Raw genomic sequence first — 25,624 nt, 5'->3', positions numbered from 1 at the left:
CTAGTCAATTAAACTTAAATAGGAATGTCTATCATGGCAAACTTCGTATTAAATGCAGTAGCACGTGAAGAAGCAGTACAAGGGAAAGGTTCGAGCCGCCGCCTTCGTCTTCAAAATAAAGTACCAGCAATCATCTACGGTGGTGCAGCTGAACCTGTAGCAGTTACTTTAGAACTTCGCGAACTTGTTAAAGCTTTAGAAAACAACGCTTTCTTTGAAGAAATTGTTGAAATCAACATCGACGGTAAAGCTGAAAGCGTTAAAATCCAAGCTTTACAACGTCACCCAGCTAAAAACACTCCTATGCACGCTGACTTCAAACGCGCATAAGTGTTAAATGGTGTAAATGAGTGAGTAAACTTTCACTGATTGTTGGTTTGGGTAACCCAGGTTCTGAGTATGCCCAAACCCGCCATAATGCAGGCTTCTGGTTTGTAGAACGCCTTGCAGAACAATATGGCATCCAACTCAAAGCTGATCCTAAATATAAAGGCATCAGTGGTCGTGGTAATATCGAAGGTCAAGACGTTCGTCTACTGTTACCTACAACCTTTATGAACCTCTCTGGTCAAAGTGTTGTTCCCTTCGCCAAATTCTATCAAATTGCTCCCGAAGCAATGCTTATCGCACACGATGAACTTGATATGAACCCTGGTGTCATTCGCCTGAAAACTGGCGGTGGTCATGGTGGTCATAATGGTTTACGCGATATCGTCCCGCATATTGGTCCAAATTTCCATCGTTTACGTATTGGTATTGGTCATCCTGGTTCTAAAGAACGTGTCTCAGGCCATGTCTTAGGTAAAGCACCAAGTAGTGAACAAGGCTTAATGGATGATGCTATTGCACATGCCTTATCACGTACTAAATTGTTGGTAAGTGGTGAGATTCAGCAAGCCATGAACCAGATCAACGCTTACAAATAGAACTGACAATTCCACAAATTGTTGAACAATACTTATTGCCATCTGAATGATTTCAGAGCAAAATGCGCTTGCATTTGACTGCTCACCCAGCATTCAAGAGATTGTTCCACCATAAGATACGATCTTAGGTCTACCAAGGAGACGCTAGCCATGCTATCTCGTTTATTAAAAGCTAAAATCCACCGTTGCGTCGTTACACAAGCAGAATTACATTATGAAGGTTCTTGTGCAATTGACGGTATTCTTCTAGATTTAGCCGGTATCCGTGAATATGAAGAAATTCATATGTGGAACGTGACTAATGGTAAGCGTTTTACCACTTATGCCATTCGTGGTGAAGAAGGTTCTGGCATTATCTCTGTAAATGGCGGTGCTGCTCACCAAGCAGATATTGGTGATTTGATGATTATTGCAACTTTTGGCGATTTCACAGAAGCTGAAGCAAATGCACATAAGCCACGTTTAGTCTATGCGAACCCAAATAACACAGTGAACCACACAGCGAACTGTATTCCAGTTCAAGTTGCTTAATTCAAGCATTCAAAGATTCTAAATGCCCGCAAATTTGCGGGCTTTTTTATGCGATCAATCACATAATCCGCTTTTATTCACTTCGTGGCCCCTTCCACCAAACTTTCTTCTGCTCACACAGAAGTGACTGCAGGTTTTCACCCACTAGACCCACCAATAAGGGCTGACCATTTTCTTGTACCTTTAGCTCTGCAAATTGCGCATCGCGATAGCACGGTTCCAAGCCTTCGGCAAACAAAAAGCTGCTTGCAGCGGGATATAAACCCTCAAATCTATTATCAGGATTTTTGAGCACCAGTTTTGTGGATGAGCTTGGATACTGCACTAATAACTTTGGATTGAAACTGGTTCGAATCACTCTACGCTGTGCATCAAGCTGCACATAACTCACAATACTTTTTTGATCTACAAAATAGTCACGGTGTACATTTTCTTCTTTGTTCGCTTTGGCAGCCTGCCCATTAGCAGATTGCTCTTCAGAAGGCTGACCACCAAAATAGAGCTGATAATTCAAGGCCATATAATCCCCTTGAATCAAAGAGCGAGGATCGACCGGTTGCAGCTTTACATAAATACTCTGACTGTTTGCCAGATGCCATTCATGCCGTGCAATCATCAGTACAAATAAAAGAATACTGAGTACAGCCAAACCAATAGGAAGCATTTTTTTATTGAGTATGTTCATCATGCTCCTTCCCCTTGTTTATGCTGTATCGCAGTTAACATTTTGGTGATGCCAAGCAGCAAAAGACCAGAGATCAAAATCGTTAAACTTTTCAGTAAAAAGCTCAACCCTAAATTGTAATACAGCATCCATAAGCTAAAAATGATCAACACGATGCAAAGGGCTTTAACCAAAGATTGCTGATAGACCTGCGCCCATGCCAATAAAACCAATAACAAGAAAATTTCAAAATAGCCCATCGCAATCAGCACAAGGCCCAATAGCAGTAACAGCCATTTTTCGCGCCCCGTCTGTTTTTGCTGATTTGCGATGTAAAGGCCAAGCCAAACTACAGGCAGTAGATAACAGACAAATAGGTCAAGAATGCCATGTCGGGTCTGTTCAAACAGTAGAACGTTATTTGACAGTGTCTGCAACACCACAACCGCCAATACGATGCATAACATCCACAACACAATGCTTTTTCGATACATCGTGTGCAACCAAGCTGTTGCACTCCCGAGCAAGAAAATCAGTAGAATATAATTCAATCCAATCACAGCTAAGATGACATGTTCATCGCTCATAAAAAGATCGGCATCAAATAGTGTGGCCACTGCAAGGCCATATCCTGCAATGAGTTGAATAAAAACAATAAACCAATGCATTCGACTAAACAAACAGAGCAAGATAACGCCAATTTGTAATACTAAAATAAACCCAATGCTATCGGTCAAGCTCTCTGTATGTATGAAGACCGCAGATTGGCCACATACCCATAAGCAGTAAGCAAATTGGCGACTAAAGATACTTTTAGCTCGTCGAATCAACCACCAAGCCACAGCCACAAAAACTAAGCCCATGACGATTGAAAACGCCTTCCAATAGGTCAGCAATAAGCTCGATAAAATAATGCCTGCCAACCATGCCCCAATCGCTAAAGGAATAACTGCAAATTTAGTCTGTGGCAGAAATTTCATCAGTGCCCAACTGATCACCGCAAACCAAGCAAATATCAGCAAGGCAAAAACCAACAATCCTGCACTCGAGTCAGATAAAATATGTTCTGCCCATTGGAAAATCAAAATACTGAAACTCGCGGCGAGACCTGCAGCTTGTAAACTGGTTTCTAATGCACGATGTTGTCGATAAAAATAGATAATCAGATAAATTGGAAGCAACAATGCAAAAATTAAATATTGCCATTGATACTGCTCTGCCCCATTTCCGCAGTATAAAAACATGCAATACATCGACATTAGTGTAATAAATGCAACAAATACAAAGCGCAGTGCAGCATAATATTTCAAACACAAGGTCACACATATTGCGGTCAATACATTCATGCAGAGTAAATACCACCATGAATGATCAACGATTAAATAGCTTTGTTTAAAATATAAAAATAATGCCAATTGACTGATCAAACACAGTAACGCAAAGACTCCGATATTCGGTCGATATAACCAAGGTAAAAGCAGCAAAGCCCAGACTAAAAATAACAGATAACTGTCTGCACCTGTTTGATAGACCTGCCCAATCACAGCCATACTCAATCCGAGCAACAAAGCACTTAAAGCATCTAAACTTTGCTGAATCCAAGCATGCCTTGCAAAATATACACTCGTCACAGCACTCAGTACCAACAGCAACATTGGAATTGCCAATTGAATGAATTTTGGCAACATCAACCAGTTTGCCGCGATCAAATACACGAAACTGGCTGCTATCAGTACAACACCGATCACTTGCAGATGTCGAATGACCTGTACATCTTGGAACAGATCTGTTGAAAACTCTTGATCTAACTGTGAACGATGCAGCTTTATATTCTGCTGCTGAGAATGCTGAGGAAGCGTCATTTTTTATCATTATGCAATCATGGTTGATTTATCGGCACGATAGCATGCTTTGGCACACTTTATAAAAATGCTTACAAATCCAATCTTATAACTTTACTTATCTAAAATTTTGCAAATGATTCTACGCAATAATTCCCCATCACCACACAAACAGGTCTATACTCAAGACACATCGCTTCAGGGCGGGGTGAAACTCCCCACCGGTGGTAAATTTGCTGGGTTGAACGCCCTGCAAAAAGCCCACGAGCCAATCGTTTAAACGCGATTCGCAGATCAGGTGCAATGCCTGAGCCGACGGTATAGTCCGGATGAAAGAAGACGACGTCACATCTCTATATCATTGATCATTTTCAATATATATCGTAACGCCACTATTTCACATGTCCTGAAATGTTCAACCGTATCTAAAATTTACGCGAGCGTTTCAATGTCTAGTTTAATTCAACCCGAAATTTTCTTTTCTGCCCTTCCACCTGCAGAACAGCGCATGCTGCAAGCCTTAGAAGACATTCGTCATGGCAAGCCTGTTTTAGTCATGGACGATTTTGACCGTGAAAATGAAGCCGACCTGATTGTTGCTGCAGAAACACTGACTGTAGAAACCATGGCACGTATGATTCGTGACGGTTCAGGGATTGTCTGCCTGTGTTTAACCGATGCTCAGGCTAATCATTTAGAACTTCCACCCATGGTGTCTGATAACTCTAGCCATTTTAAAACTGCCTTTACTGTCACCATTGAAGCTGCGGAAGGTGTTACTACTGGCGTTTCAGCAAAAGACCGAACAACTACAGTCAAAGCCGCAATTAAAGATGGTGCTGTTGCTAGTGACTTAAACCGTCCGGGTCATGTTTTTCCTTTACGTGCGCGTGAAGGCGGCGTATTGACCCGTCGCGGACATACTGAAGGGACTATTGATTTGGCACGTCTGGCCGGTTTAAAACCTGCAGGTGTTTTGTGTGAATTAACCAACCCAGACGGCACAATGGCCAATGGCGTACAAGTTTTAGCGTATGCACAAACCCATCATTTGACTGTACTCACCATTGACGAAATTGTGCAATATCGTTTACAGCACAATCTCTAGTGCGAATTAATTAAAGCTCTACACATTCATAAAAAGGCTGATTGAATCAGCCTTTTTTATTTTTTACTGCACATTTCAAGTTAAGAATTAAACCGTGAATATGCTATAGATCCCGTAGATGGCAACTACCACTAAAATCAGCCCACACAGTGCCAACAATTTTTTATACCAGCGTGATTTCGACAATCGATGAAAAGACAAATACACCAAAGACAAAGTTGCGAAATCTAAAACGATCCAACTCAGGGTCAACACAATTAAACTCAGATCAAGATGAGGAGTAATTCCTACAAACTGCGGAAAAAATGAAGCAAAGAAAATAATATCCTTAGGATTTGAAATCCCCACGATCAGTCCTTGCTTAAAGCCCCCTTGTGCTGCTTTTAACTGCAGAGATTGTGCAGTGGGCTGTATAGCTACTTCTTTTAAAATATCAAACCCAATATAAGCAATATATATACAACCCAGTATTTTAATGCCATCGAGCCAGTGCGCATTCACATTTAAAATGCCTTTTAAAATACACACCGACAGTACGATCAAAATCAGTGAAGCAAAATTCGTCCCGACAATGGTTTGAAATGCCTTTTTATAGCCGCCTTGTAAGCCTGCACTTGCGACCAACAGCATGACAGGTCCAGGCGTTGCAATCATCACGATGACTGCCACACAATATAAAAAGTACTCCGAATAATTCACGCTGAGATTCCTTCACTTATTTTTTAGATCACGATAAATTTCATACATAAAAAAAGAGGACTTAGTCCTCTTCATCCATGTTTTGCAATAAATGCAAGCGAATGGCATCTGCTCTTAAGAATGCCAAATCATAGCTGGCTGTGGCGAGTGCCAAAACGCGACGCTCAAATTCATCCCACAACGGTCGTACCTGTTTGTAATGTATCCCGAGTCCACTTTCATCTGTGAAATGACGGTTTTTTTCGCAGAGCTTGAGTGCGTGATACAGTTTACGGCCTTTGCTTGCATCTGGACGCAAGCGAACTCGCTTAGACAAGACAAAGCCTTCGACATGGATGATATCTGCTTGCGGCAACATCGGTATTAAAATTTGATCTAACTGTGCATCTAAACGACACCAAATGGCCGTGTGTTGCTCTGCCGTATAAGTATTCCATTTTATGACTTCATGATTAAAGCGGCGGCAACCACGACAGACTGAATCACCAAATACCGTAGAACAACGCCCTGCACATGGGGTTAACGAGGCAATTCGACGATCAGTACTCAAAACCGGCTCCATTCAATCAATATTTATGGGATAAAAACAACTCGGCATGACTATACACGCTAAAACTACTGAAATGAAGCTATGATCAAATGTGTGGTTAAAAGCCATCGCTTTACTCGCTTATTCATCCAAATCACGGTAGAATGTGCGCCTTAATTTTTATCCTGTTTATTCACTTGGAGTACTCCATGAACGCTACTGTAGAACAGCTTGCACCTGTAGAACAGCAAGCGACCTCTGGTTGGGTTGTTGCCGCACTTTATCAATTCAAAGAAGTTCAAGATCCTGCTGATCTTCAACAACGTCTTTTAGACTTGGTAAAAACCATCAACCTTTGCGGTACTCTAATTGTGGCAGGTGAAGGTATTAACGGTACGGTTGCCGGTGACCGTAAATCTGTAGATATCATCCATCAATTCCTTCTCAATGAAGGCTTCAATGCGATGGAATACAAAGAATCGCATAGCGCGGATAAACCATTCCGTAAAATGAAGATCAAACTGAAAAAAGAAATCGTGACTTTAGGTGTGGAAGTGAAACCACGTGATTTAGTCGGTCACTATCTTGATCCTAAAGAATGGAATGAACTAATTGCACGTGATGACGTAATCCTAATTGATACACGTAACGACTATGAATACAAAGCAGGTACATTTAAGGGTGCGATTGACCCGAAAACTGAGACTTTCCGTGAATTCCCTGAATACGTGAAAAAAGAGCTTGAGCAGCATAAAGATAAGAAAATTGCCATGTTCTGTACAGGCGGTATTCGCTGTGAAAAATCAACCTCACTTTTACTTCAAGAAGGCTTTAATGAGGTTTATCACCTTAAAGGCGGTATCTTAAAATATTTAGAAGAAACCCCTGTTGAAGAAAGCATGTGGGAAGGTGAATGTTTCGTATTTGACGGTCGTACTGCTGTCACTCACGGTATGGAAGAAGGCGAAAATATCAAATGTCACGCATGCGGTTGGCCACTGGCTCCTGCTGAAGTTGAACTTCCGAGCTACGAACACGGCGTATCATGCAAATACTGTATCGACAAAACCACTGAACAGCAAAAAGCAGGCTTCCGTATGCGTCAATCACAAATTGTGGCAGCAAAACGTAAGCGTCTCTAAGCAAAATTTGTTGTAACGATATATAAATAAAAGCCCTATTTTTAGGGCTTTTTTTACGCATTCTCAACAGTGACTTAATTTTTTTGACAAAATAACTATATCTGGTTATTTACGAGAATCAGTTCGCGCATTTATGCTTATTCTGATCAATTGATCCGAGAAAATCATTATAGATAATTGAAAAGGAAAGCATTATGCCAAAATTAATCAACTCTCCTATTGCAACCTCAAGGCGCCTTGCTTTACCCGCTCCACGTGTAAAAGAAAGTGTTGCAGAATTAAAACACCTCCTTAACCAACAGTCGCATATTTTGATAGTCAGTATTGCCACATGCATTGGTGCAATTTTTGCCTTATTTATTGCTTATACCTTGCACTTACAACCCACTCTGCTCAACATTCTTGGACTTTGTGCGATTCCATTTGCTTTATCGCTGAGCTTACGCCAAGTCTATATTCACACCCTGTTAAATATGGAACATGATGATTAATTTGCGCACCTTGCAAAGCTACTTATTGCAACTTTGTCCTACGCTGTTCAGTATATAAAACGATTTTTAAGGCTGCTAAAGCGCCAAAATCAAAAATAAAATCCAAACTGCACAGCGTAAACTCAGTAATATAAAAACCGTACTCTATGCCTATCAATTATTCAGTTTTACTATTACTCAGCATTGCTCAATACCATCACTCATTCATACATTTTCCTTCTCATTAAGCCTACGTGCTACTTAATACAAGATGAACTCAACATTTGTTGTTTTTGCTTAGGTGGTTTCAGGAATATTTAAAACGGAACTTTACCCACTGCGCTTTTCAACATAGGATAAATACACCTTTTCTCTGCCTTAGCTACCATGACTTTAACTGAATGGATCATTTCAATCATGGAACAATTGGGTTATCTCGGTATTGCCCTGCTCATGTTTCTTGACAATGTCTTCCCCCCAATCCCCTCTGAAATCATTATGCCCTCGGCTGGCTATTCTGCCTCCCAAGGTCAACTACTCCTCATTGGTGTCATTATTTCAGGTTGTGTCGGTTCTTTACTGGCGGCTGCATTGCTATATTGGATTGGCTATAAATTTAAGCATGAATCCATCTTTCACTTCGTCGATCGCTATGGAAAGTATTTATTTATCAAATCGGCAGATGTAAAAAAATCTCTAGCATGGTTTGAGCAATACGGTCACCGCATTGTATTTTTCGGACGAATGATTCCAGCTGTGCGTTCTCTCATTAGTATTCCTGCTGGAATGAGCCGCATGCCATTTTGGAAGTTTATGTTTTATAGTGGTTTAGGTACGATTATTTGGACCACTTTTTTAGCTTGTATGGGTTTTTATTTAGGTGAAAATCAGCAGTTAATGCAGCAAATATTTAGTAAAGTTGGCCATGTGATTATTCTGATCACAGTCATCATTATTGCTTGGATTTTGTACCGTCGACATCAACGTCGACCTCGTTAATTTTTTGTTTTGGGGCTTAAATGAAACACTATCTCCTACACTTTGCTGCTGTTTATAGCATCGCCTTGGTGCTTTTGATTACCGTATTAATTTTTGGATTAAATCTTGGTGGTATTACATTAATTCCTACATTGGTGGCATGTGCATTAATCAGCGTTGGGCATTTTGTAAAGAAAGAACAACGTGTGCCTAGCAACCATGAAAAGATCCAACTGGTTTGGGGCTCCAGTGCCGTTGCAATCATCATTGGTAGCTTTTTTGTGCTGTTCTTGGTGCTGATGAATCCCAATGCCGAAAGCATTATGAAGTCTGTGGATAATGCAGGCATTGGGCTAACTGCTGTAATTATGCTCTGCATGGTCGCCATTCATGGCACGATATTTCATATTGCCTACGGTTGGTATGCAGACTACTGCGCTAAAAAATTATAAATTTTTTTAACTTATTCCGTTAGAATTTGAATCAATACCCTTCACTGAAACTTAAAATTGAGTGAAGAAACTTCGGGCAAGCTATACTCGCTCTTTATAAAACGAAAACATGAACATTAAATAATGAAAAAATACATCATCACATTTAGCATTGCTTATGCCCTCGCCATGGTCGCTGTCGCAGCCATAGAGTCTTTCTTTGATTTACCCGGTGGTTCATCCATTACCTGTCTCATCGTGGGCGGTTTTGCTGCGGCATCCAGCTTTGTTAAAGACCATCAGCGAGTGCCAAATAAGTTAGAAAAGCGAACTTTGATTTGGAGCTGTATTTTAGCTTCGGTTCTCATCAGTGTCGTTGCTACAGTCATTTGTCTCTTGATCTTCCCTGAAACCCAAGCCTTTATTCAAATGGCGCTAACGCAATTACCCGCTTGGGTCTGGCTGCTTGCTATCAGCTTTACCTTATTCATCCATTATCTCATGTTGGCTTTATCTTTTGGATGGATGGCAAAGAGCTTCTTAAAAGCCAAACGTAGTTAAGCCTTTAGACTAACTTTGAATTGAAAAGGTATAGCGCTAAAAAAAGCACCCCAAGGTGCTTTTTTTAAATTTCGTCGAAATTAATTTGGTGTGTGATACATCAAATATAATTCGTTCAAATTGGTTGGGATTTCTTCTGCAAGTTCATCCATCAACTGACCATTACGACGGAAAGATTCCATTTGTGGATCTTCTTCATCAATGCCGCTGAACACCATGATTGGCAAAGTTAAATCTACCAATTGTTCTTCAAACTCGTCGGTGAACCATGCATCTTCGTTTAGGAACATGGCATCAACGAAGCCAACACTCCAGTCACCAAGACTTGATTCAACATCGGCTTCTTCAATTTCAAATGGAAATTCAATACCATCTTCATTGGCAAGATTCTGACGAATCGATTCGAGCCATGCTTTTACTTGTGCAATAATTTCAGCAGGTACTTTTTTCTGATTGTTATCAAAAAGTTCGTCTAGCCATTTATCAAAAGCTGGGCCTACTGCAATTGCACATAAAAAACCATGAGTCGCTGCAAAATCTAGACCATGCTCGTTGTCATCGCCGTCTAAATAGTCACTCAAAAGGTCTAAATCTAAAGCACTCATTTCAAATCCAGAGTTAGAAACTTAATGCGTAAGCATAGCATTTTCAAGCGCTATGCTAAATCGCTATTTAGTCTTCTTCGTCATCAAAATCATCGTCATCGTCGATGTCGTAATCAAAATCTTTAAGCTCACGTTCAAGACGGCGCTGAGCCAGAAGGTCATCAATAAGTCGGCGCTTTTCTAACGATTCTTTCGCGCTAGTTTTTGCACTGGCCTCATCGAAATTCACATCATCATCACCGTAGTTATCATCTAGTTCAAAATCTGTAGAAGACACCAAAACTACCTCATAATGAAAAAAATTGAAGGGGTCTAGCCGCTATTTATATGGGATATAAAATATTGTCAAGTTTTATTTGTTTTTTTAACAACTAAACTTTAAAAATAGGTCTTTTTTTCTTACCAAAACCTGTGGCATGATATAATCCACCCTGCGTCCTTCATTTTTATGACAGTCAAAGATGACTCGTAAAATAATCGATGCATGGGATGAACTTGAAAACAACAATTTCAGCCCCACCTAAATTACTGAATTTAAATTTTTAATATCTCATTGGACAGCTTGATGCTGTACCGTCCTAATGGGATAAGCCAGCTATTAACAAGATTTAATGAGACGATCGTGCTAAAATGCACGGTTTTTTACTGCCACAGATTCAACGAAGAGTAAGCAAAGATGAGCGATATGACTTCCCCTACTTCTCAAGTAGCGGCTCTGATTAGCCGAGGCAAAGAGCAAGGTTACCTAACTTTCGCCGAGGTTAACGATCATCTCCCGGACTCAATCACTGAAAGTGAACAGATTGAAGACATCATTCAGATGTTGAATGACGTGGGTATTCCGGTACATGATCGTGCACCAGAAACTGACGATACAATGTTTGAAGGTGGCAGCGAAGCGACTGACGAAGTTGCTGAAGAAGAAGCCGCTGCTGTACTTGCATCTGTTGAAAATGAACCCGGTCGTACCACTGACCCTGTGCGTATGTATATGCGCGAAATGGGTACAGTTGAGCTTTTGACACGTGAAGGCGAAATTAGCATTGCAAAACGCATCGAAGAAGGTATTCGTGACGTTTTACATTCTATTGCTTATTGGCCAAATGCAGTCGAAGTTGTATTGCAAGAATATAAAGATTATGAAGCGGGTGAACGCCGTTTAGCTGATATTCTTTCTGGTTATTTAGATCCAGAATCTGACGAAGCCATCCCTGAAGTGATCGACGAAGATGATTCTGAGATCGATGAAGATGAAGCGTCAACCAACAAGCCAACTAAAGATGTCAAACTTGATGATGACGATGAAGAAGAAGAGTCTGAAGGTGATGATGATTCTGAAGGCGAATCTGGTCCAGATCCTGAAATTGCTAAAGCACGTTTCACTGAGCTTGAACAAGCATGGTTAGTCACTAAAGCTGCAATTGAAAAACATGGGCGTAACAGTAAAGAAGCTGCTGCTGCACTTGAAGCACTTGCAACTGTGTTCATGATGTTCAAATTCACACCACGTTTATTCGACATCATCTCTGATTTGATTCGTAATACCCATGACCAAATCCGTACTTCTGAACGTGAAGTTATGCGCTATGCAGTACGTCGTGGTCGTATGGACCGTACTCAATTCCGTACGTCTTTCCCAGGTCAAGAATCTAACTTTGCTTGGTTAGATGAACAAATTGCTAAAGCACCTGCAGAAATGAAAGGCTATCTTGAAAAAGTCCGCCCTGACGTTCTGGCATTCCAACAAAAAATCGCTGACATCGAGAAAGAACTTGGTTTAGATGTTAAAGGCATCAAAGACATTTCTAAACGTATGTCGATTGGTGAAGCGAAAGCTCGCCGTGCGAAAAAGGAAATGGTTGAAGCTAACTTACGTTTGGTAATTTCGATTGCGAAAAAATACACCAACCGTGGTTTGCAATTCCTCGACTTGATCCAAGAAGGTAACATTGGCTTGATGAAAGCGGTGGATAAATTCGAGTATCGTCGTGGTTATAAATTCTCTACTTATGCAACTTGGTGGATTCGTCAGGCGATTACGCGTTCGATTGCCGACCAAGCACGTACTATTCGTATTCCAGTACACATGATCGAAACCATTAACAAGATCAACCGTGTATCTCGCCAACTTCTTCAAGAAATGGGTCGTGAACCTACACCAGAAGAATTAGGTGAACGTCTAGAAATGGACGAAGTGAAAGTTCGTAAAGTGCTTAAAATCGCGAAAGAACCAATTTCAATGGAAACACCAATTGGTGATGATGAAGATTCGCATCTTGGTGACTTCATTGAAGACGGTAATATCACCTCTCCTATTGACGCTGCAACGTCAGAAGGCTTAAAAGAAGCAACACGTGAAGTTCTTGAAAACTTGACTGAACGTGAAGCGAAAGTCTTGAAAATGCGTTTCGGTATCGATATGCCAACCGACCATACCTTGGAAGAAGTGGGTAAACAGTTTGACGTAACACGTGAACGTATTCGTCAGATTGAAGCGAAAGCATTGCGTAAATTACGTCATCCTTCACGCTCAGAACATCTGCGTTCATTCCTTGAGAATGATTAACCTATAACTAGGACAATGCAGGCTTGAATATGGGGTTTTCCGCCCCATATTATGAGCATGTAGCAAATAATTCCAAATACCTGCTCATTGCAGGTATTTTTAAATAATGAGGTGTCCCATGACTGATATGACTAATCGCGCTCCTTCACGTGAATTGCAAGAGCATCTTTGGGTCTTCCCTATGGACTACCCTATTAAATTGATTGGTAATGCAGGTGAAGAACTTCGCCTTGCAGTGAATGAAATTTTTGTTAAACATTTTCCTGATTTTGATGGCAGTAAAATGACTGTGACTCCATCTCGTACAGGTAAATATCATTCAATTACTGCTCAATTACGTTTCGAAGAGTTAGAACAAGTACATGCGGTCTATGCGGATTTAGCAGCTTGTAAACACATTCGTACCGCGCTGTAATTCTGTTGATTTAAATAAAAAAGCACGCTTTCGAGCGTGTTTTTTATGTCTAAGTAATAGTAATACCCTCAAGTAATTCAGTATTTAACCCCCCTTTTGTACGTCTAATTCATTATAATCCATACATGACTTTGATAGAAAAGGACACGAAATACGTGACTGAAACTGTTCAAAAACCCGAATTAATCATTCGTCAATATAACCACCTGACCCCTTATGCAGACCGCTTTTTAGAGATGAAAACTCTCACTGAACAGCGAGATGAAAACTCACCTGATGAGCTGTGGATATTGCAACATCCCGATGTATTAACTCAGGGGCAAGCTGGCAAACCTGAACATATTTTGGTGCAAAGTAACATCCCTGTGGTACAAACAGACCGTGGTGGACAAGTCACTTGGCATGGACCGGGTCAGTTGGTCGCTTATTTCATGTTTGACTTAAATCGCTTAGGTTGGAACGTGCGTACGCTGGTTTCCTATGCAGAAAACTTGATGATCGAACTGCTGAAAAAGTACGGCATCGACGCTTATGCCAAGCCTGATGCACCCGGTGTTTATGTTGCAGAACGCAAAATTGGTTCTCTCGGTTTTAAAATTCGTAAAGGCCGCAGTTATCACGGTTTGGCACTGAATATCGATTGTGATCTATTTGGTTTTCATACCATTAATCCATGTGGCTATGCTGGATTAGAAATGGTACGCATACAAGATTTAGTACAGGACTACCCTAAATTTGAAAACTTATGCGTCGATATCATTGATACTTTGAAAAACAGTGGTTACTTTAAAGACGTAACAGTCAAACAACTATAAAAGACTTTGCTTTCTCAAATAAAATAATTTAGAGTAAAAGCTCTAAATTAATAATTATAGATAAGGGATGTACACGTGATTGCAACTAAATCCGTTAAACCCGCGCTCCAGCAGGCCTATGTCAAACTCATGATGGATGTGATTGGCAGAGGTCTGGTCATGGCGAGCCAGGTCGATGAAGAAATTAAACAAGAAGTTGCTAAATTTCCAGTTAATTTTATTTTATCTATGAATGTTTTTCCTAATGGTGCTGCATTTGTCGCGCAAGTCACGGAAGACCACCAACTCAAACTCCTCACACCCGGCACTCAAAAGCCTGACTTAACCATTACGTTTAAGCATTTGAATCATGCCTTTTTGGTCTTCTCATTTCAAGAAAGTACCGCACAAGCCTTTGCCAATGACCGCATGATCGCCGATGGTGATTTGTCTTATGCCATCCGACTGGTGCGTTGTCTCAACAAAATGGAAGCGTTAATTTTACCTAAATTGGTGGCTGAATTGGCTGTCAAAGAATATCCAACACATTTAAGCCTAAAAGAAAAACTGAGCGGTGCTGCAAATATTTATTTAAAAGTAGCCCAGTCTTATTTAAAACGGAGCGCATAACACATGGCTAAACCATATTACGAATTTTTCTGTCCTGTAAAAGTGATTGCTGGCCATGCTGCTTTAGAACACATTCCATTCGAACTGTCTACTTTGGGTGCTAAACGCCCTATGATCATTACTGACAAAGGCGTTCGCAGTAATCAATTACTTGCACCGATTGAAGCGGCATTTGAAAGTACCGAGACGGTGATTGGCTATATTTTTGATGATGTTCCGCCAGACTCAAGTCTAGAAACCGTACGTAAAGCGGCTCAACTTTACCGCGACAACCAATGTGATGCCATTATTGCCGTCGGTGGCGGTTCAGTGATTGATACCTCTAAAGCAACCAACATCTTGGTATCTGAAGGTGGCGATGACTTACTGAAATACTCAGGTGCGCACAACTTACCAAAACCTTTAAAACCATTTTTTGTGATTCCAACAACCTCAGGGACAGGTTCAGAAGTGACTATGGTCGCTGTGGTTTCTGACCCTGAAAAGAATGTAAAAATGGCCTTTGCATCGAATTATTTGATGCCACATGCGGCAATTCTTGACCCACGTATGACGCAAACTTTGCCACCTCATCTTACGGCGATGACAGCGATGGATGCGATGACGCATGCCATTGAAGCCTATACGTGCATGGCGGCGAACCCGATTTCAGATGCCTATGCAACTGCCGCAATCAAGAAAATCAGCAATAGTTTATTTGGTGTATTAGATAATGCCAGCGATGCGCATGGTCGCTTAGAACTTGCACAAGCCTCAACGATGGCAGGAATTGCATTTTCAAACTCAATGGTTGGATTAGTCCACTCATTGGGTCATGCTTTAGGTGCTGTTGCTCACCTGCCCCACGGCTTATGCATGAATTTATTCTTGCCGTATGTGTTGGAATACAACAAAGAAGTGAATGGCGATAAGATTGCTGAATTGCTATTACCACTGGCTGGTCCTGATATTTATGCACAAACACCGGCCAACCTCCGCGCTGAAAAAGCCATTTCAACGCTTTTAGCCATGCGTGACCGCTTGTTTAGTTTGACCAAATTACCACGTACTTTGAGTGAAACAGGTAAAGTGACTGAAGCTCAATTAGATGAAGTGGCAGAGAAAGCACTGAATGATGGATCTATTATTTATAATCCTAAAGAAGCCAGCTTAGAAGACCTCAAAACTATTCTAAAAAAAGCTTGGTAATTGCTGAAAAATAAGCGAATATAGCGAAAAATTAAGCCTGATGTTTTTTTAAACATCGGGCTTTTCACTTGCAGAACGCAATATCAGTTATTTTTTAATCAAACTGGCATAATTTCTGCTAAAAATAATTTCAAAGTTACTGACAAAATGTACCAATTTGGAGTAGATTGGCGCACTTTTGTTTTAAAACGTAGGGGGGATCGTTCGTCTCAAACGATCCTTAGAATATGACTGATCCTTGATCAACGATAAGAGGATAACGCCGTTGACAAATATCTCTGGGACTCAATCGGCAGCTAAACTGCAAAAAACGCTTGGACTCTGGCACATTATTATTATTGGTTTGGCTTACATTCAGCCGATGACCTTGTTCGATACCTTCGGTCTAGTTTCTGAAGAAAGTCATCGACACGTGCCGACATCTTACATTATTGCCCTGATTGCAATTTTGTTTACCTCTATCAGTTATGGACATATGATCCGTCGCTATCCATCATCGGGTTCGGCGTATACCTATGCTCAAAAATCCATTCACCCGAACGTAGGTTTCATGGTCGGTTGGTCGTCATGGCTAGATTACCTGCTGTCTCCAATGGTGAATATTATTCTTGCAGTGATTTACCTTGAAGCACTATTTCCAACAGTAAACCACTGGGTATGGGTCATTGTGCTAACGGCATTCATGACTGGAATTAACTTACGCGGTGCGCGTTTTGTTGCTAACTTTAACAGCTTGATTGTACTTGTGCAGTTATTAGTAATTGGTATTTTCACGTGGATGGTCTACAGCAAGCTTCAAATGGGCTTCAATGCTGATGGCCCTATTTCTGCTGCAGAACGCTACCAATTATGGAGCCTTGAGCCATTCTGGAATGAGCTGACGTCTGTGGGTGCGCTGATTACAGGTGCAACATTACTGTGCTTCTCGTTCACTGGTTTTGACTCATTAAGTTCATTGGCAGAAGAAACCAAAGATACTGAGAAAACACTGCCGAAAGCGATTTTCTTAACTGCTTTAATCGCAGGGATTATCTTCATTATTAGTACCTACTTCATGCAGCTGTTCTTCCCTGCTGAGCCAGGTAACTATTTCAAGAATATTGCTGAAACACAGCCAGAGATACTCTTGCTCGTCGGCGGCTCACTGTTCCAATCCTATGTTTTAACTTTTGCGATTGTGACAGTAATGGCATCAGGTATTTCTGCTCACGCAGGTGTATCACGTTTAATGTATGTTATGGGCCGTGATGGTGTTATTAATAAGAAAATCTTCGGTCATATCAGCCCGAAAAATTTCACCCCGTCTTATAACATCATGATCGTAGGTGCGGTTGCATTAACTGCGGGCTTTATGAATCTTGATATTGTCATTTCGATGATTAGTTTTGGTGCATTGACAGCCTTTACTTTCGTGAACTTATCTGTGATTTCACGTTATGCACTTCGTGATGGCCGCACAAAAACAGCCAAAGATATTTTTAGCTTTGTCGTTATTCCAATGCTTGGCTTTATCAGTATCTTTGCGATGTGGTTAGAAATTGAAGAAACTGCATTGAAATATGGTTTATGGTGGGCAATGTTCGGTATTTTATACCTTGGTTATAAAACTAAAGGTTTTAAACACCCTGCACCGCAACATAACGAATTTGATGACAAACTATAAGTTTTCCATCTCATAAAAAAAAGGCGCTTTAAGCGCCTTTTTTGTTTTAAATATACCAATTAAGGTTGTATGGATTTTCTAGATTGCTGAAATTGAATTGAAATTTCTTCACACTTGTCTGGTGTATTGCCTTTTAATTCAACCGATGCTCCATCACCGTGTGACCATATACCATCTTCAACAGTCTCTAAATTTACAGCTGCTTCAAATATATGCTGTTGTTGTGGATAGAGTTTGATATCTATAGGTGTATCACATACTTGTTTTGGAAAATATGGTCTAACCTGCTCGAATAATTGCATGGTTAATGGCATATCACATTGCAAATGAATGGTGACTGGTACGCTATTGGTATTTTTTAAGATCAATTGAACATTTTGCGAATTAAGATCCGCTTGGGCAGCAGGTATTTCTACATACGTTTTTGTGTCAATCGACTGACGATCAAATGGATTGAGGAAGGCTAATTTACGTTCCACGCCATAACAAGAATCCTGCACGGAAGCTGAAAACTCTAAATATCGTGTCCCCAAGATAATTGTTCCGCGGCCATCCCCTGCATGACCGATATCAATGATTGGATCACCTGTACCTTCAATTGTAACCCCACCACTTCGAAAAAACTCTATGTCACAACCCGCTAAAACGCTGATCAAGCCACAAAGGGTTAAAGTCTTAAAATTTAATTTTCGCATCATGTTGATAAACTCCAAAGCGAAATGCACGATTTGCTTCAGGATTCCCGTCATCCATTGCGCAACGCTCCGCGGCAAGTTTTAAAAGTTGTAGTGAGTATTTCTGCCAAAGCTCTAAGCTCATTTCATGTAATTTATTAATCGATTCTTCTGTTAATTCGTCAGCACAAATGGCTTGTTCTAAGTAAGGTATTTCATCAGGATTCAATAAATTATGCAAACCCGCTTCTAAATGCGCTTGAACATTTCGTGTTAAAATTTTACGTGCTTCTAACTGCGAAGGATCAGGAATAAAACGACGCTGTTGTAAATATATCTGCCCATCTTTTTCTGTCGCAATTTCAAGCCTTATAAGCTCGTTGAGTACTGAACGCGGATGACGTTCTGTTGAAATTCTTTTCACCAGCATTTCAAAGCTATTTTCTGACTCACTGCTAAATGGTAAAGAATCCCCCCAACCTTCTGCAAGCCACAAACCCATCACACGTGATGGCACACTAATCGGCTCCGAAACAGTCGCTTCGGTCAAATCCTTACCTTCAGAAATCACTTCTTTATAAGCAGTCACGTCTTTACGGTGTAGGCCAGAAAGTAAACTGATCGCGGAAATCGTCGGTTTTTGATCGATACGCTCTAACTCTTGTACAGCTTGTTGGAAAAAAACCGGTTTCAATGCAGCAGTAAACTCGGTATATCCCACACCTGAGCGAATCAGCCATTGGCTCAGCTCATTCATCAGCACCAATACTTGCTGTAAATTTTGATCTGCCTCATTAGTGAGAAGTTTGCTCATTGAATTGCCATGAAAATTAGACTGCATAAGTGAAATTTTCGCATTGTTTAATCTACTTCACAATTTTTATCTGATGAGATCTTGAGGATATTCAGTAAAAAAATGATTATTTACATTAAAATGCGTAAAAGAAACACTGATCGACATATCTAAACTTTCAACACTATGCCACCAACCAATTGGGATAAATAAGGTTTCCCCTGGTTGCAAAATGCACTCGAACGGTGTCACATTTTCTAACAGTGGATAGGCTACTAGATCAGCCTTTGCGACGTCTGAAACCTGACTGAATACCCAATGATCGTTATACATATACGGCATTTGCCATGCAGGAATCAAAGTCACTTTTTTACGTCCATAGATTTGTGCCAACATATTATTGGTTAAGTCATAATGCAGTGGTGTAAATGTGCCTGCAGGGCCAAACCATAAAAAATGTCGATCTTTGATCTCTTTTTGACAATAACCTTTGGCGAAGTCACCTAGATCCTCACTTATCTTTTGCATGAACTGCTTATTTTGAGCGGCGTTATTCGCAGTTAAATAAATGTCATTGCTACGCTTAGTGGCTTTGATTTGTGCGACAAAATCTTGCATCAAAATAATGCGTTTCAACTGTACCGATTTTTTTTCAAAATCTTGATACTGCTCACGATGCATCTGGACTTCAACCAACTCATTTTCAAAATGCTGTGCAAAATATTTAGGACTCCATTTATGCAATGCAGGCCAATGTTGTATCCCACCTTTTAAAATGACCGGCCGCATCTGGCTATAATACTGCTCTAGAAATGTTGCAAAATCAGGTGTTTCTATGCAATCGATTGTGGATGAAATGTGGTCGTTCAATTGATTCAATTGACCCATCACCTGTAATAACCAGCGCTGTTTATTCTGCTGTTGCTGTAGTTGCTTCAGTTTTTTAAAAATTACGTTATTGTTTACATGCTTTAAAAACTGAATGATCAAATGATTTGAAATATTTTTTTGCTTAATTTTTTCTAAAATTTCAACTGTCTCTAAGCCCTCAAGACTGTAGTCCAAAAGTTCATTTTGCAGCTGTTCTGAAAGTTGTTCATCTTCAGAAAATAAGTATTGATCCACCCTTGGGCTTAATCCATGTGATTGTAAAATTAGACTTATTTTCTGTACATCGCAACCATTTTCAATATTTTCATTCAACCAATTTTGCCATTCCGTCGGTAAGGACTGATACCAATTTTTACTTTGCTTTAGATGTTCACTCTGGCTTTCTACATTCATTTTCACCACTCCACCCTCTTTACAAGTGAAGTATAAATGATCTATTTTTAAAATGCTAAATTTTCGCATTTTATAATTATTTAAACACCGCGAATGTTATGAATCCGTCAAATATCACGCGGAATGACATAACAAAGTAAAGGAGAAAGTTCATGAAAATTCGTCATTTAGTCATCGTTAGCAGTCTGTCTTTAGCTTCAATACCGGTATATGCAGGTTTTGCCGATACCATGCGTGATTTAAGAAATACGCTGAATCAATTTAATGAAACATCCAAAGAAGTATCGAATACCGCAAAAGAATGGACAGGCAGTCAGGCCACGACTAATTCAAATTATGCTGCAAATGGTTTCAGTATGGGACAGCAACTTAGACCTAAAATTAATAATCTACCGCTTTATAAAACTGCCGATAAATCGAGCCAAGTCATTAATAAACTGTCAAAAAATGCAGATATTATTTTTGCGGGAAACATGACTAAAACAGGTTTGATAGAAGTCACTACAGAACATGGCAATGGCTGGATTGAATCACACCTTGTTCAATAAATCTTGATTTTAAATGTTTATACAACCGCATCAGCCGTACATAACAACTTTACTCTATTGAGCACTAGTCATGAATAATAATCACAAAATCAGCATTATCGCTGCTGTATTTACGACATTGGTGGGCTGTGGTGGATCAAGCTCCAATGATGGTGGCGCGACACCTACACCTACACCTACACCTACACCTACACCTACGCCAACGCCAACGCCAACGCCAACGCCAACGCCAACGCCAACGCCAACGCCAACGCCAACAACTGTAGCGGATAAATTCACAGGAGAATGGATTCAAGGGAACTCTGCACTCGGTAACAGTAATTGTGATTTGCCACAAATTTCAATTCATAAAACCAGTGAAAATTCAGTCAGTTCACTGAACGAAGAACTAAAATATGCGGTACACAATAGTTCAAGTAAAACTTGCAGCGGTGAATTTATTTCCAAACGCTATCAATTACTTCATGACATGGTCATGAGTGAAATACAGCCAGCTGCAACACTAAATAACTTTGAATATCATTCGATTAAGTTTCAACCAGTCAGAGGTGGCGCGACGAGCAACCGTGTCTTAACTTTTTTAAATAATCATTCTTTCTGCGTGATTAACGCGACGATTTCAAATCCAAGCTATATCATCATGCAACGAGGTCTAATTACCGACCCACTCAAGGACAGCCGCTGCTATACAAAAAATTCCAATGAATTCTTCACCAATTTAAAACCGAAAACCAAAATCACAACTGCAGACTTCAAGACTGAGAGCTTTATTAATACCACCGACACTGTGAACTTCTTGGCTCAGCTTAATACAATGGGACAAAGCGGTTATAAGTTAATTGGCTATGATTCTAAAACTTTGGACAATGGTAATGTTAATAGCTACATGAAACTTGCTAGTGAAAATACGCGTTTCAATCATATTGTGGCAGATCGTACAGCACCCTCTACCGCTGACATATATTTTACATGGCGTAATCAGTTAAATGAAAAAGGCAAATCAGGCTATCAATACTTGCATAGTTTCAGACCGACCAATGCCCTGAATTTCAAAGATTATTTCATTAAAAAAGAAAACGATACCGCGACATATACCTATGACAGCGGCTATGTTTCCCCACTCGTTGACCCAGTGCAGCTAGAAACAATGCTCAATACACTGGGTGCCCAAGGCTGCCGTATTATTCAATTCAAAAGCTATTTCACTGGTTTACGTCCTGAAATTCTAAACGGCAATCAAAACAGCCCTAAAGTTGCAACCTGTATAAATAGCAGCGCACACCATGGCACCTACAGCTATCGCTATAAAACTTACCCAACCGGCAGCAATAGTGTAGAGCGCAGCTTAAAATTACAGGAGTTGATTGATGAGCAAGCTAAAGACGGTTACCGCTTAGTCAGCCGTGCTTTAGATATGAGTTCAACCACCAAAAACGGCATGCTGTTTATGAAAGACAGCGAAAACACTAATGTCGGTGAGTTTAAAGTCTTTAGTGAAACTGTCTTTGCAACGTCGACATTTAACGACGTCTTACTGAAACGTCTTCAGCAGCAAGGTCAATTGGGTTGGTTATACACCAGCGGTCAACTGCTGTTTGCAAATAATCCAAAACATCTACAAACAGAACTGAGTGACTTTAATTTAATTGATTAATTCATGAGGTAATTTGAGCTTTTAAAAGTACTTAAGCTTTTCTATGTCCTTGTTGTTTCGACATCAAGGACATTAATTATTGAAATGGATCAAAGCAATAATACACACCGATTATTTTAAGCGGCAGTTAAAACCCATCTTGGTATCTACTATATTTTTTTCATACCCTAAACTTTGAATAAATTGATTTCGATCTGCTACTAGCTGTTGATCAGCGACACTAAGACGGGCTTTATTTTTTTGAGCCAAGCTGTATGTTTCATTGACTAAGCCTTGATATAGTCCACATACTTCCTGACGCTTGGCTTTTTTCAATTGGCGACCACCATACCAAGAACGCTCAAAATCGTCGGCTTTTAGTGTTTTTCCCCATTCCTCAATACGCTGATTTTGTCTTTGCTGCATTTCCAGCATGCCCTGTTGTACTTCAGCCTTAGTAAAAGGCTTAACCACCTCAACCTTTGGTACAACTGGAACATTTTCTGTAGTTGTAGTGACGGTCACTGGTGTCTGTTCCGTTGTAGTCGATACGGTTGGATTAGCCCAACTCACTGATGAAATGAATCCGGTCGCAATCACGACACCAAAAGCTTTTAAATTTATAGATTTCAAGTTTTAAGTACCCGTTTTATTTCTTCACAGTGTTCTTATACACATTTTTATATTGATGCTGAAGTTTTTAAGCCCGTATTTTACAAAACTTCATTGCTGTAAATGGTTCACTGTGTTCACTCCCAATAAAAAACCGCTCGATAGAGCGGCTTTTTGAACAGATCACACTTAGACCAATTCTTTAAAGTCTTGCTGACGCCAAGCTTCATATAAAATCACAGCAGTAGCATTAGACAAGTTTAAACTGCGTGAATTTGGTGCCATCGGCAGGCGAATCCAATGTTCTTTCGGGAACATCATACGGACATCTTCCGGCAAACCACGTGTTTCTGGCCCCATTAACAATGCTACAGGACGGTTTAAATCAGAGGTATGCGGTGTTTCAAAACCTTTGGTGGTTAATGGATAAATGGCATCCATCTCAATACCTTGTGCTTTTAAGCCAGCAAGGCATTCTTCAAAGTTTTCCCACACTTTCATGTGTGCCCATTCATGATAATCCAAACCAGCGCGGCGAAGTTTTTTATCATCTAGCTCAAAACCTAATGGTTTGACCAAATGCAACTGCGCTCCAGTATTGGCACATAAACGAATGATATTCCCTGTATTTGCAGGAATTTCTGGCTCGTATAAAACAACATGGATCACAGTTTTTTTCTCTACTCTTTAGTTAAATAATGGCTTAAAGCTCAGGCTATAGTTACAAAGCTAAAGCATAAGTTTAGATGCTACGACAAGCGTTCGCTTATCCTCTTTGCTTAGCTTGCGCATTGCAATTGGACAATACCAGAACTTGCTTATCCTCTTTGCTCAGGCATAGCCTTCGTCTTGCATGTGGACAATTCAGCAGCCTGCTTATCCTCTTTGCTCAGGCATAGCCTTCGCCTTGCGCTCGGGCAACGCGTTGCGTTGCTTACCCTCGCTCATGCCATTGAAGTTGTTCACGCAGACTCACCACATCACCAATAATGGTCAATGTAGGCGCCTGAATTTGGTATTCACTGACTTTAGATGCAATATCTGCCAATGTCCCAACCACGACTTTTTGTTCAGGTGTCGTCCCTTTAGAAACCAATGCGACAGGCATGTCTGGACGCTGCCCGTGCGCGATGAGTTTCTCACAAATTTTTTCTAGACCGACCAAGCCCATATACAGCACGAGCGTTTGATTTTGATAAACCAACTCATTCCAAGGTAGCTCAGGTGAACCTTCTTTGAGATGCCCTGTCAAGAAGCGTACACTTTGCGCATAATCTCGATGCGTTAAAGGAATCCCTGCATAAGCCGAACATCCAGAGGCAGCAGTAATTCCCGGAACGACTTGGAAGGCAACGCCTGCCGCAAAGAGTTCCTGAATTTCTTCACCGCCGCGGCCAAAGATGAACGGATCTCCGCCTTTTAAGCGACAGACGCGTTTGCCTTCACTGGCATATTTTACCAGTAAGGCATTAATGCCTTCTTGCGGAACAGCATGATTGGATCGTGCTTTACCTACATAGATTTTTTCAGCGTCACGGCGGCAGAGGTCCATAATCGCCTGAGAAACCAAACGGTCATAGATCACCACATCCGCTTGCTGCATTAAACGCAGGGCTTTTAAGGTCAGCAGTTCAGGATCACCCGGCCCTGCACCCACCAAATACACCTCACCTTTCGGCTGTTTCCATTCCAATAATGCCTGTTCAATCAAACGATTGGCTTCAGTGAAATTGTCATTGAATACCTGCTCTTTGAGCGGGCTTGCATACAAGTCTTCCCAAAAAATACGGCGTTCATCTGGATTGACGATTTTGGCTTTAACGGCTGCGCGCCATTGGCCTGAGAACTCAGCCAGTTTGCCCATGCCATGCGGAATCGAGCTTTCTAACTGGGTGCGTATTTGGCGCGAGAGTACTGGCGATGTGCCATTAGATGCAACGGAGATGACCAGTGGAGAACGGTCAATGATCGCAGGAACCATAAAACGGCAATGCGGCGGATCATCAACACTATTGACCAAGACATTTTCAGCTTCGCAGGCTTCAAATACCGCCTGATTGACAGCTTTGTCATTGGTTGCTGCAATCACTAAACGAAACTGACGCAGCGCAATGGCATTTTCTTGATAAACCGATTCGTGATAAATCGAGTTGAGATATTGACCTTGGGTTTTATTAACCAAGCTCAATAAATCATCTTCAATTTCAGGTGAGCAAACTGTCAGCTGAGCGCCCGCTTTTGCAAGCAGCACAGCCTTTCGATATGCAATTCGACCACCACCAACAATCAGACAAGGTTGCTGCTGCAACTTCAAAGAGATTGGAAAGATATCCACACAC

The 25,624-nt window shown here is 40.7% G+C and carries 29 protein-coding genes and 1 riboswitch; of the genes, 17 read left to right on the top strand and 12 right to left on the bottom strand.

Annotation, left to right across the window (positions count from 1 at the left end; translation table 11 throughout):
- The first annotated feature begins 33 nt into the window (after positions 1 to 33).
- The 3 genes from rplY to panD all read left to right on the top strand — a co-directional run bounded on the left by rplY (position 34) and on the right by panD (position 1,457).
- Positions 34 to 330, top strand: a complete 297-nt coding sequence (gene rplY / locus FTT98_RS00920; protein WP_180005449.1) for a 50S ribosomal protein L25 — start codon at positions 34 to 36, stop codon at positions 328 to 330.
- Between the two features lie 20 nt (positions 331 to 350).
- Positions 351 to 926: an aminoacyl-tRNA hydrolase gene (pth, locus tag FTT98_RS00915; protein WP_168378106.1), complete on the top strand. Its 576-nt coding sequence runs from the start codon at positions 351 to 353 to the stop codon at positions 924 to 926.
- A gap of 150 nt (positions 927 to 1,076) precedes the next feature.
- Complete coding sequence (gene panD, locus FTT98_RS00910) at positions 1,077 to 1,457, top strand: aspartate 1-decarboxylase (protein ID WP_078192181.1); 381 nt, start codon at positions 1,077 to 1,079, stop codon at positions 1,455 to 1,457.
- Positions 1,458 to 1,530: 73 nt separating this feature from the next.
- Here panD and FTT98_RS00905 read toward each other — a convergent pair whose 3' ends face one another.
- Positions 1,531 to 2,145, bottom strand: a complete 615-nt coding sequence (locus tag FTT98_RS00905; RefSeq protein ID WP_257220650.1) for a GDYXXLXY domain-containing protein — start codon at positions 2,143 to 2,145, stop codon at positions 1,531 to 1,533.
- Positions 2,142 to 3,983: a DUF2157 domain-containing protein gene (locus FTT98_RS00900; RefSeq protein ID WP_180039551.1), complete on the bottom strand. Its 1,842-nt coding sequence runs from the start codon at positions 3,981 to 3,983 to the stop codon at positions 2,142 to 2,144. The genes FTT98_RS00905 and FTT98_RS00900 overlap by 4 nt, the downstream gene beginning before the upstream one ends.
- Before the next feature lie 170 nt (positions 3,984 to 4,153).
- A riboswitch (FMN riboswitch) is annotated at positions 4,154 to 4,307 on the top strand.
- A gap of 103 nt (positions 4,308 to 4,410) precedes the next feature.
- Between FTT98_RS00900 and ribB the strand changes: the two genes are divergently transcribed.
- Positions 4,411 to 5,070, top strand: a complete 660-nt coding sequence (ribB, locus tag FTT98_RS00895; protein WP_180039549.1) for a 3,4-dihydroxy-2-butanone-4-phosphate synthase — start codon at positions 4,411 to 4,413, stop codon at positions 5,068 to 5,070.
- 87 nt (positions 5,071 to 5,157) lie between these two features.
- Here ribB and FTT98_RS00890 read toward each other — a convergent pair whose 3' ends face one another.
- Positions 5,158 to 5,769: a LysE family translocator gene (locus tag FTT98_RS00890; RefSeq protein WP_180039546.1), complete on the bottom strand. Its 612-nt coding sequence runs from the start codon at positions 5,767 to 5,769 to the stop codon at positions 5,158 to 5,160.
- 61 nt (positions 5,770 to 5,830) lie between these two features.
- Positions 5,831 to 6,319, bottom strand: a complete 489-nt coding sequence (locus tag FTT98_RS00885) for a DUF1289 domain-containing protein (protein ID WP_168378110.1) — start codon at positions 6,317 to 6,319, stop codon at positions 5,831 to 5,833.
- Between the two features lie 188 nt (positions 6,320 to 6,507).
- Between FTT98_RS00885 and FTT98_RS00880 the strand changes: the two genes are divergently transcribed.
- The 5 genes from FTT98_RS00880 to FTT98_RS00860 all read left to right on the top strand — a co-directional run bounded on the left by FTT98_RS00880 (position 6,508) and on the right by FTT98_RS00860 (position 9,880).
- Entirely contained in the window at positions 6,508 to 7,440 is a 933-nt protein-coding gene (locus tag FTT98_RS00880; RefSeq protein ID WP_180011542.1) for a rhodanese-related sulfurtransferase, read from the top strand.
- 194 nt (positions 7,441 to 7,634) lie between these two features.
- A complete protein-coding gene (locus FTT98_RS00875; protein ID WP_180011540.1) occupies positions 7,635 to 7,931 on the top strand; it encodes a hypothetical protein in 297 nt (98 codons plus the stop codon).
- A gap of 366 nt (positions 7,932 to 8,297) precedes the next feature.
- A complete protein-coding gene (locus tag FTT98_RS00870) occupies positions 8,298 to 8,909 on the top strand; it encodes a DedA family protein (protein ID WP_111885305.1) in 612 nt (203 codons plus the stop codon).
- Between the two features lie 20 nt (positions 8,910 to 8,929).
- The gene (locus tag FTT98_RS00865; RefSeq protein ID WP_180021958.1) at positions 8,930 to 9,340 is read left to right on the top strand and encodes an ABZJ_00895 family protein; all 411 of its coding nucleotides are present in this window, start codon (positions 8,930 to 8,932) and stop codon (positions 9,338 to 9,340) included.
- Positions 9,341 to 9,463: 123 nt separating this feature from the next.
- Complete coding sequence (locus FTT98_RS00860) at positions 9,464 to 9,880, top strand: ABZJ_00895 family protein (RefSeq protein WP_078192190.1); 417 nt, start codon at positions 9,464 to 9,466, stop codon at positions 9,878 to 9,880.
- 80 nt (positions 9,881 to 9,960) lie between these two features.
- Here FTT98_RS00860 and FTT98_RS00855 read toward each other — a convergent pair whose 3' ends face one another.
- Positions 9,961 to 10,485 carry a YecA family protein gene (locus FTT98_RS00855; protein ID WP_078191372.1) on the bottom strand — a complete coding sequence of 175 codons (525 nt, stop codon included), beginning with the start codon at positions 10,483 to 10,485 and terminating at the stop codon, positions 9,961 to 9,963.
- Positions 10,486 to 10,552: 67 nt separating this feature from the next.
- A complete protein-coding gene (locus FTT98_RS00850) occupies positions 10,553 to 10,762 on the bottom strand; it encodes a PA3496 family putative envelope integrity protein (protein WP_078191373.1) in 210 nt (69 codons plus the stop codon).
- A 399-nt stretch (positions 10,763 to 11,161) separates the two neighbouring features.
- Here FTT98_RS00850 and rpoD point away from each other — a divergent pair, with 399 nt between their 5' ends.
- The 6 genes from rpoD (at position 11,162) to FTT98_RS00820 (ending at position 17,741) form a co-directional block, all read left to right on the top strand.
- On the top strand, positions 11,162 to 13,051 hold the full coding sequence (gene rpoD, locus FTT98_RS00845) for an RNA polymerase sigma factor RpoD (protein WP_078192191.1): 1,890 nt from the start codon (positions 11,162 to 11,164) through the stop codon (positions 13,049 to 13,051).
- Positions 13,052 to 13,178: 127 nt separating this feature from the next.
- The gene (locus FTT98_RS00840) at positions 13,179 to 13,466 is read left to right on the top strand and encodes a YbeD family protein (RefSeq protein WP_078191448.1); all 288 of its coding nucleotides are present in this window, start codon (positions 13,179 to 13,181) and stop codon (positions 13,464 to 13,466) included.
- A gap of 155 nt (positions 13,467 to 13,621) precedes the next feature.
- On the top strand, positions 13,622 to 14,281 hold the full coding sequence (gene lipB, locus FTT98_RS00835) for a lipoyl(octanoyl) transferase LipB (protein ID WP_180183115.1): 660 nt from the start codon (positions 13,622 to 13,624) through the stop codon (positions 14,279 to 14,281).
- Between the two features lie 75 nt (positions 14,282 to 14,356).
- Positions 14,357 to 14,890 (top strand): hypothetical protein, encoded by a 534-nt coding sequence (locus tag FTT98_RS00830; protein ID WP_180011534.1) that lies wholly within the window; start codon positions 14,357 to 14,359, stop codon positions 14,888 to 14,890.
- Positions 14,891 to 14,893: 3 nt separating this feature from the next.
- Positions 14,894 to 16,078: an iron-containing alcohol dehydrogenase gene (locus FTT98_RS00825; RefSeq protein ID WP_180039544.1), complete on the top strand. Its 1,185-nt coding sequence runs from the start codon at positions 14,894 to 14,896 to the stop codon at positions 16,076 to 16,078.
- Positions 16,079 to 16,343: 265 nt separating this feature from the next.
- Positions 16,344 to 17,741, top strand: a complete 1,398-nt coding sequence (locus FTT98_RS00820) for an APC family permease (protein ID WP_180039542.1) — start codon at positions 16,344 to 16,346, stop codon at positions 17,739 to 17,741.
- A gap of 59 nt (positions 17,742 to 17,800) precedes the next feature.
- On the opposite strand, the gene FTT98_RS00815 is transcribed toward FTT98_RS00820, so the two are convergent.
- From FTT98_RS00815 to FTT98_RS00805, 3 genes are all read right to left on the bottom strand, one after another.
- Complete coding sequence (locus FTT98_RS00815; protein ID WP_180005060.1) at positions 17,801 to 18,439, bottom strand: hypothetical protein; 639 nt, start codon at positions 18,437 to 18,439, stop codon at positions 17,801 to 17,803.
- Entirely contained in the window at positions 18,417 to 19,229 is an 813-nt protein-coding gene (locus tag FTT98_RS00810; RefSeq protein WP_180005061.1) for a DUF6502 family protein, read from the bottom strand. The genes FTT98_RS00815 and FTT98_RS00810 overlap by 23 nt, the downstream gene beginning before the upstream one ends.
- A 66-nt stretch (positions 19,230 to 19,295) precedes the next feature.
- Positions 19,296 to 20,492, bottom strand: a complete 1,197-nt coding sequence (locus tag FTT98_RS00805) for a cupin-like domain-containing protein (protein ID WP_180039540.1) — start codon at positions 20,490 to 20,492, stop codon at positions 19,296 to 19,298.
- A 152-nt stretch (positions 20,493 to 20,644) separates the two neighbouring features.
- Between FTT98_RS00805 and FTT98_RS00800 the strand changes: the two genes are divergently transcribed.
- Positions 20,645 to 21,040 (top strand): hypothetical protein, encoded by a 396-nt coding sequence (locus FTT98_RS00800; protein WP_180007577.1) that lies wholly within the window; start codon positions 20,645 to 20,647, stop codon positions 21,038 to 21,040.
- Positions 21,041 to 21,110: 70 nt separating this feature from the next.
- A complete protein-coding gene (locus FTT98_RS00795; protein WP_180176866.1) occupies positions 21,111 to 22,694 on the top strand; it encodes a PT dipeptide repeat lipoprotein in 1,584 nt (527 codons plus the stop codon).
- 111 nt (positions 22,695 to 22,805) lie between these two features.
- Here FTT98_RS00795 and FTT98_RS00790 read toward each other — a convergent pair whose 3' ends face one another.
- The 3 genes from FTT98_RS00790 to cysG form a co-directional block, all read right to left on the bottom strand.
- Positions 22,806 to 23,306: a hypothetical protein gene (locus tag FTT98_RS00790; RefSeq protein ID WP_218950593.1), complete on the bottom strand. Its 501-nt coding sequence runs from the start codon at positions 23,304 to 23,306 to the stop codon at positions 22,806 to 22,808.
- A 168-nt stretch (positions 23,307 to 23,474) separates the two neighbouring features.
- The gene (locus FTT98_RS00785) at positions 23,475 to 23,954 is read right to left on the bottom strand and encodes a tRNA (cytidine(34)-2'-O)-methyltransferase (protein ID WP_078192202.1); all 480 of its coding nucleotides are present in this window, start codon (positions 23,952 to 23,954) and stop codon (positions 23,475 to 23,477) included.
- Between the two features lie 265 nt (positions 23,955 to 24,219).
- Entirely contained in the window at positions 24,220 to 25,620 is a 1,401-nt protein-coding gene (gene cysG, locus FTT98_RS00780) for a siroheme synthase CysG (RefSeq protein WP_180039536.1), read from the bottom strand.
- Positions 25,621 to 25,624 lie beyond the last annotated feature (4 nt).

Origin of the sequence: Acinetobacter sp. YH12039 (assembly GCF_013420015.1) — a bacterium.
Lineage (GTDB): Bacteria > Pseudomonadota > Gammaproteobacteria > Pseudomonadales > Moraxellaceae > Acinetobacter > Acinetobacter amyesii.
Note: the sequence above shows the minus strand (reverse complement) of the source record. Positions and strands in the feature narration are given on the sequence as shown.

Bases quoted from the DNA above. Each gene is read 5' to 3' on its own strand.
- rplY (WP_180005449.1), top strand. From the start codon at position 34: ATGGCAAACTTCGTATTAAATGCAGTAGCACGTGAAGAAGCAGTACAA.
- panD (WP_078192181.1), top strand. From the start codon at position 1,077: ATGCTATCTCGTTTATTAAAAGCTAAAATCCACCGTTGCGTCGTTACA.
- FTT98_RS00905 (WP_257220650.1), bottom strand. From the start codon at position 2,145: ATGATGAACATACTCAATAAAAAAATGCTTCCTATTGGTTTGGCTGTA.
- FTT98_RS00900 (WP_180039551.1), bottom strand. From the start codon at position 3,983: ATGACGCTTCCTCAGCATTCTCAGCAGCAGAATATAAAGCTGCATCGT.
- ribB (WP_180039549.1), top strand. From the start codon at position 4,411: ATGTCTAGTTTAATTCAACCCGAAATTTTCTTTTCTGCCCTTCCACCT.
- FTT98_RS00880 (WP_180011542.1), top strand. From the start codon at position 6,508: ATGAACGCTACTGTAGAACAGCTTGCACCTGTAGAACAGCAAGCGACC.
- FTT98_RS00875 (WP_180011540.1), top strand. From the start codon at position 7,635: ATGCCAAAATTAATCAACTCTCCTATTGCAACCTCAAGGCGCCTTGCT.
- FTT98_RS00870 (WP_111885305.1), top strand. From the start codon at position 8,298: ATGACTTTAACTGAATGGATCATTTCAATCATGGAACAATTGGGTTAT.
- FTT98_RS00865 (WP_180021958.1), top strand. From the start codon at position 8,930: ATGAAACACTATCTCCTACACTTTGCTGCTGTTTATAGCATCGCCTTG.
- FTT98_RS00860 (WP_078192190.1), top strand. From the start codon at position 9,464: ATGAAAAAATACATCATCACATTTAGCATTGCTTATGCCCTCGCCATG.
- FTT98_RS00855 (WP_078191372.1), bottom strand. From the start codon at position 10,485: ATGAGTGCTTTAGATTTAGACCTTTTGAGTGACTATTTAGACGGCGAT.
- rpoD (WP_078192191.1), top strand. From the start codon at position 11,162: ATGAGCGATATGACTTCCCCTACTTCTCAAGTAGCGGCTCTGATTAGC.
- FTT98_RS00840 (WP_078191448.1), top strand. From the start codon at position 13,179: ATGACTAATCGCGCTCCTTCACGTGAATTGCAAGAGCATCTTTGGGTC.
- FTT98_RS00825 (WP_180039544.1), top strand. From the start codon at position 14,894: ATGGCTAAACCATATTACGAATTTTTCTGTCCTGTAAAAGTGATTGCT.
- FTT98_RS00815 (WP_180005060.1), bottom strand. From the start codon at position 18,439: ATGATGCGAAAATTAAATTTTAAGACTTTAACCCTTTGTGGCTTGATC.
- FTT98_RS00810 (WP_180005061.1), bottom strand. From the start codon at position 19,229: ATGAGCAAACTTCTCACTAATGAGGCAGATCAAAATTTACAGCAAGTA.
- FTT98_RS00805 (WP_180039540.1), bottom strand. From the start codon at position 20,492: ATGAATGTAGAAAGCCAGAGTGAACATCTAAAGCAAAGTAAAAATTGG.
- FTT98_RS00800 (WP_180007577.1), top strand. From the start codon at position 20,645: ATGAAAATTCGTCATTTAGTCATCGTTAGCAGTCTGTCTTTAGCTTCA.
- FTT98_RS00795 (WP_180176866.1), top strand. From the start codon at position 21,111: ATGAATAATAATCACAAAATCAGCATTATCGCTGCTGTATTTACGACA.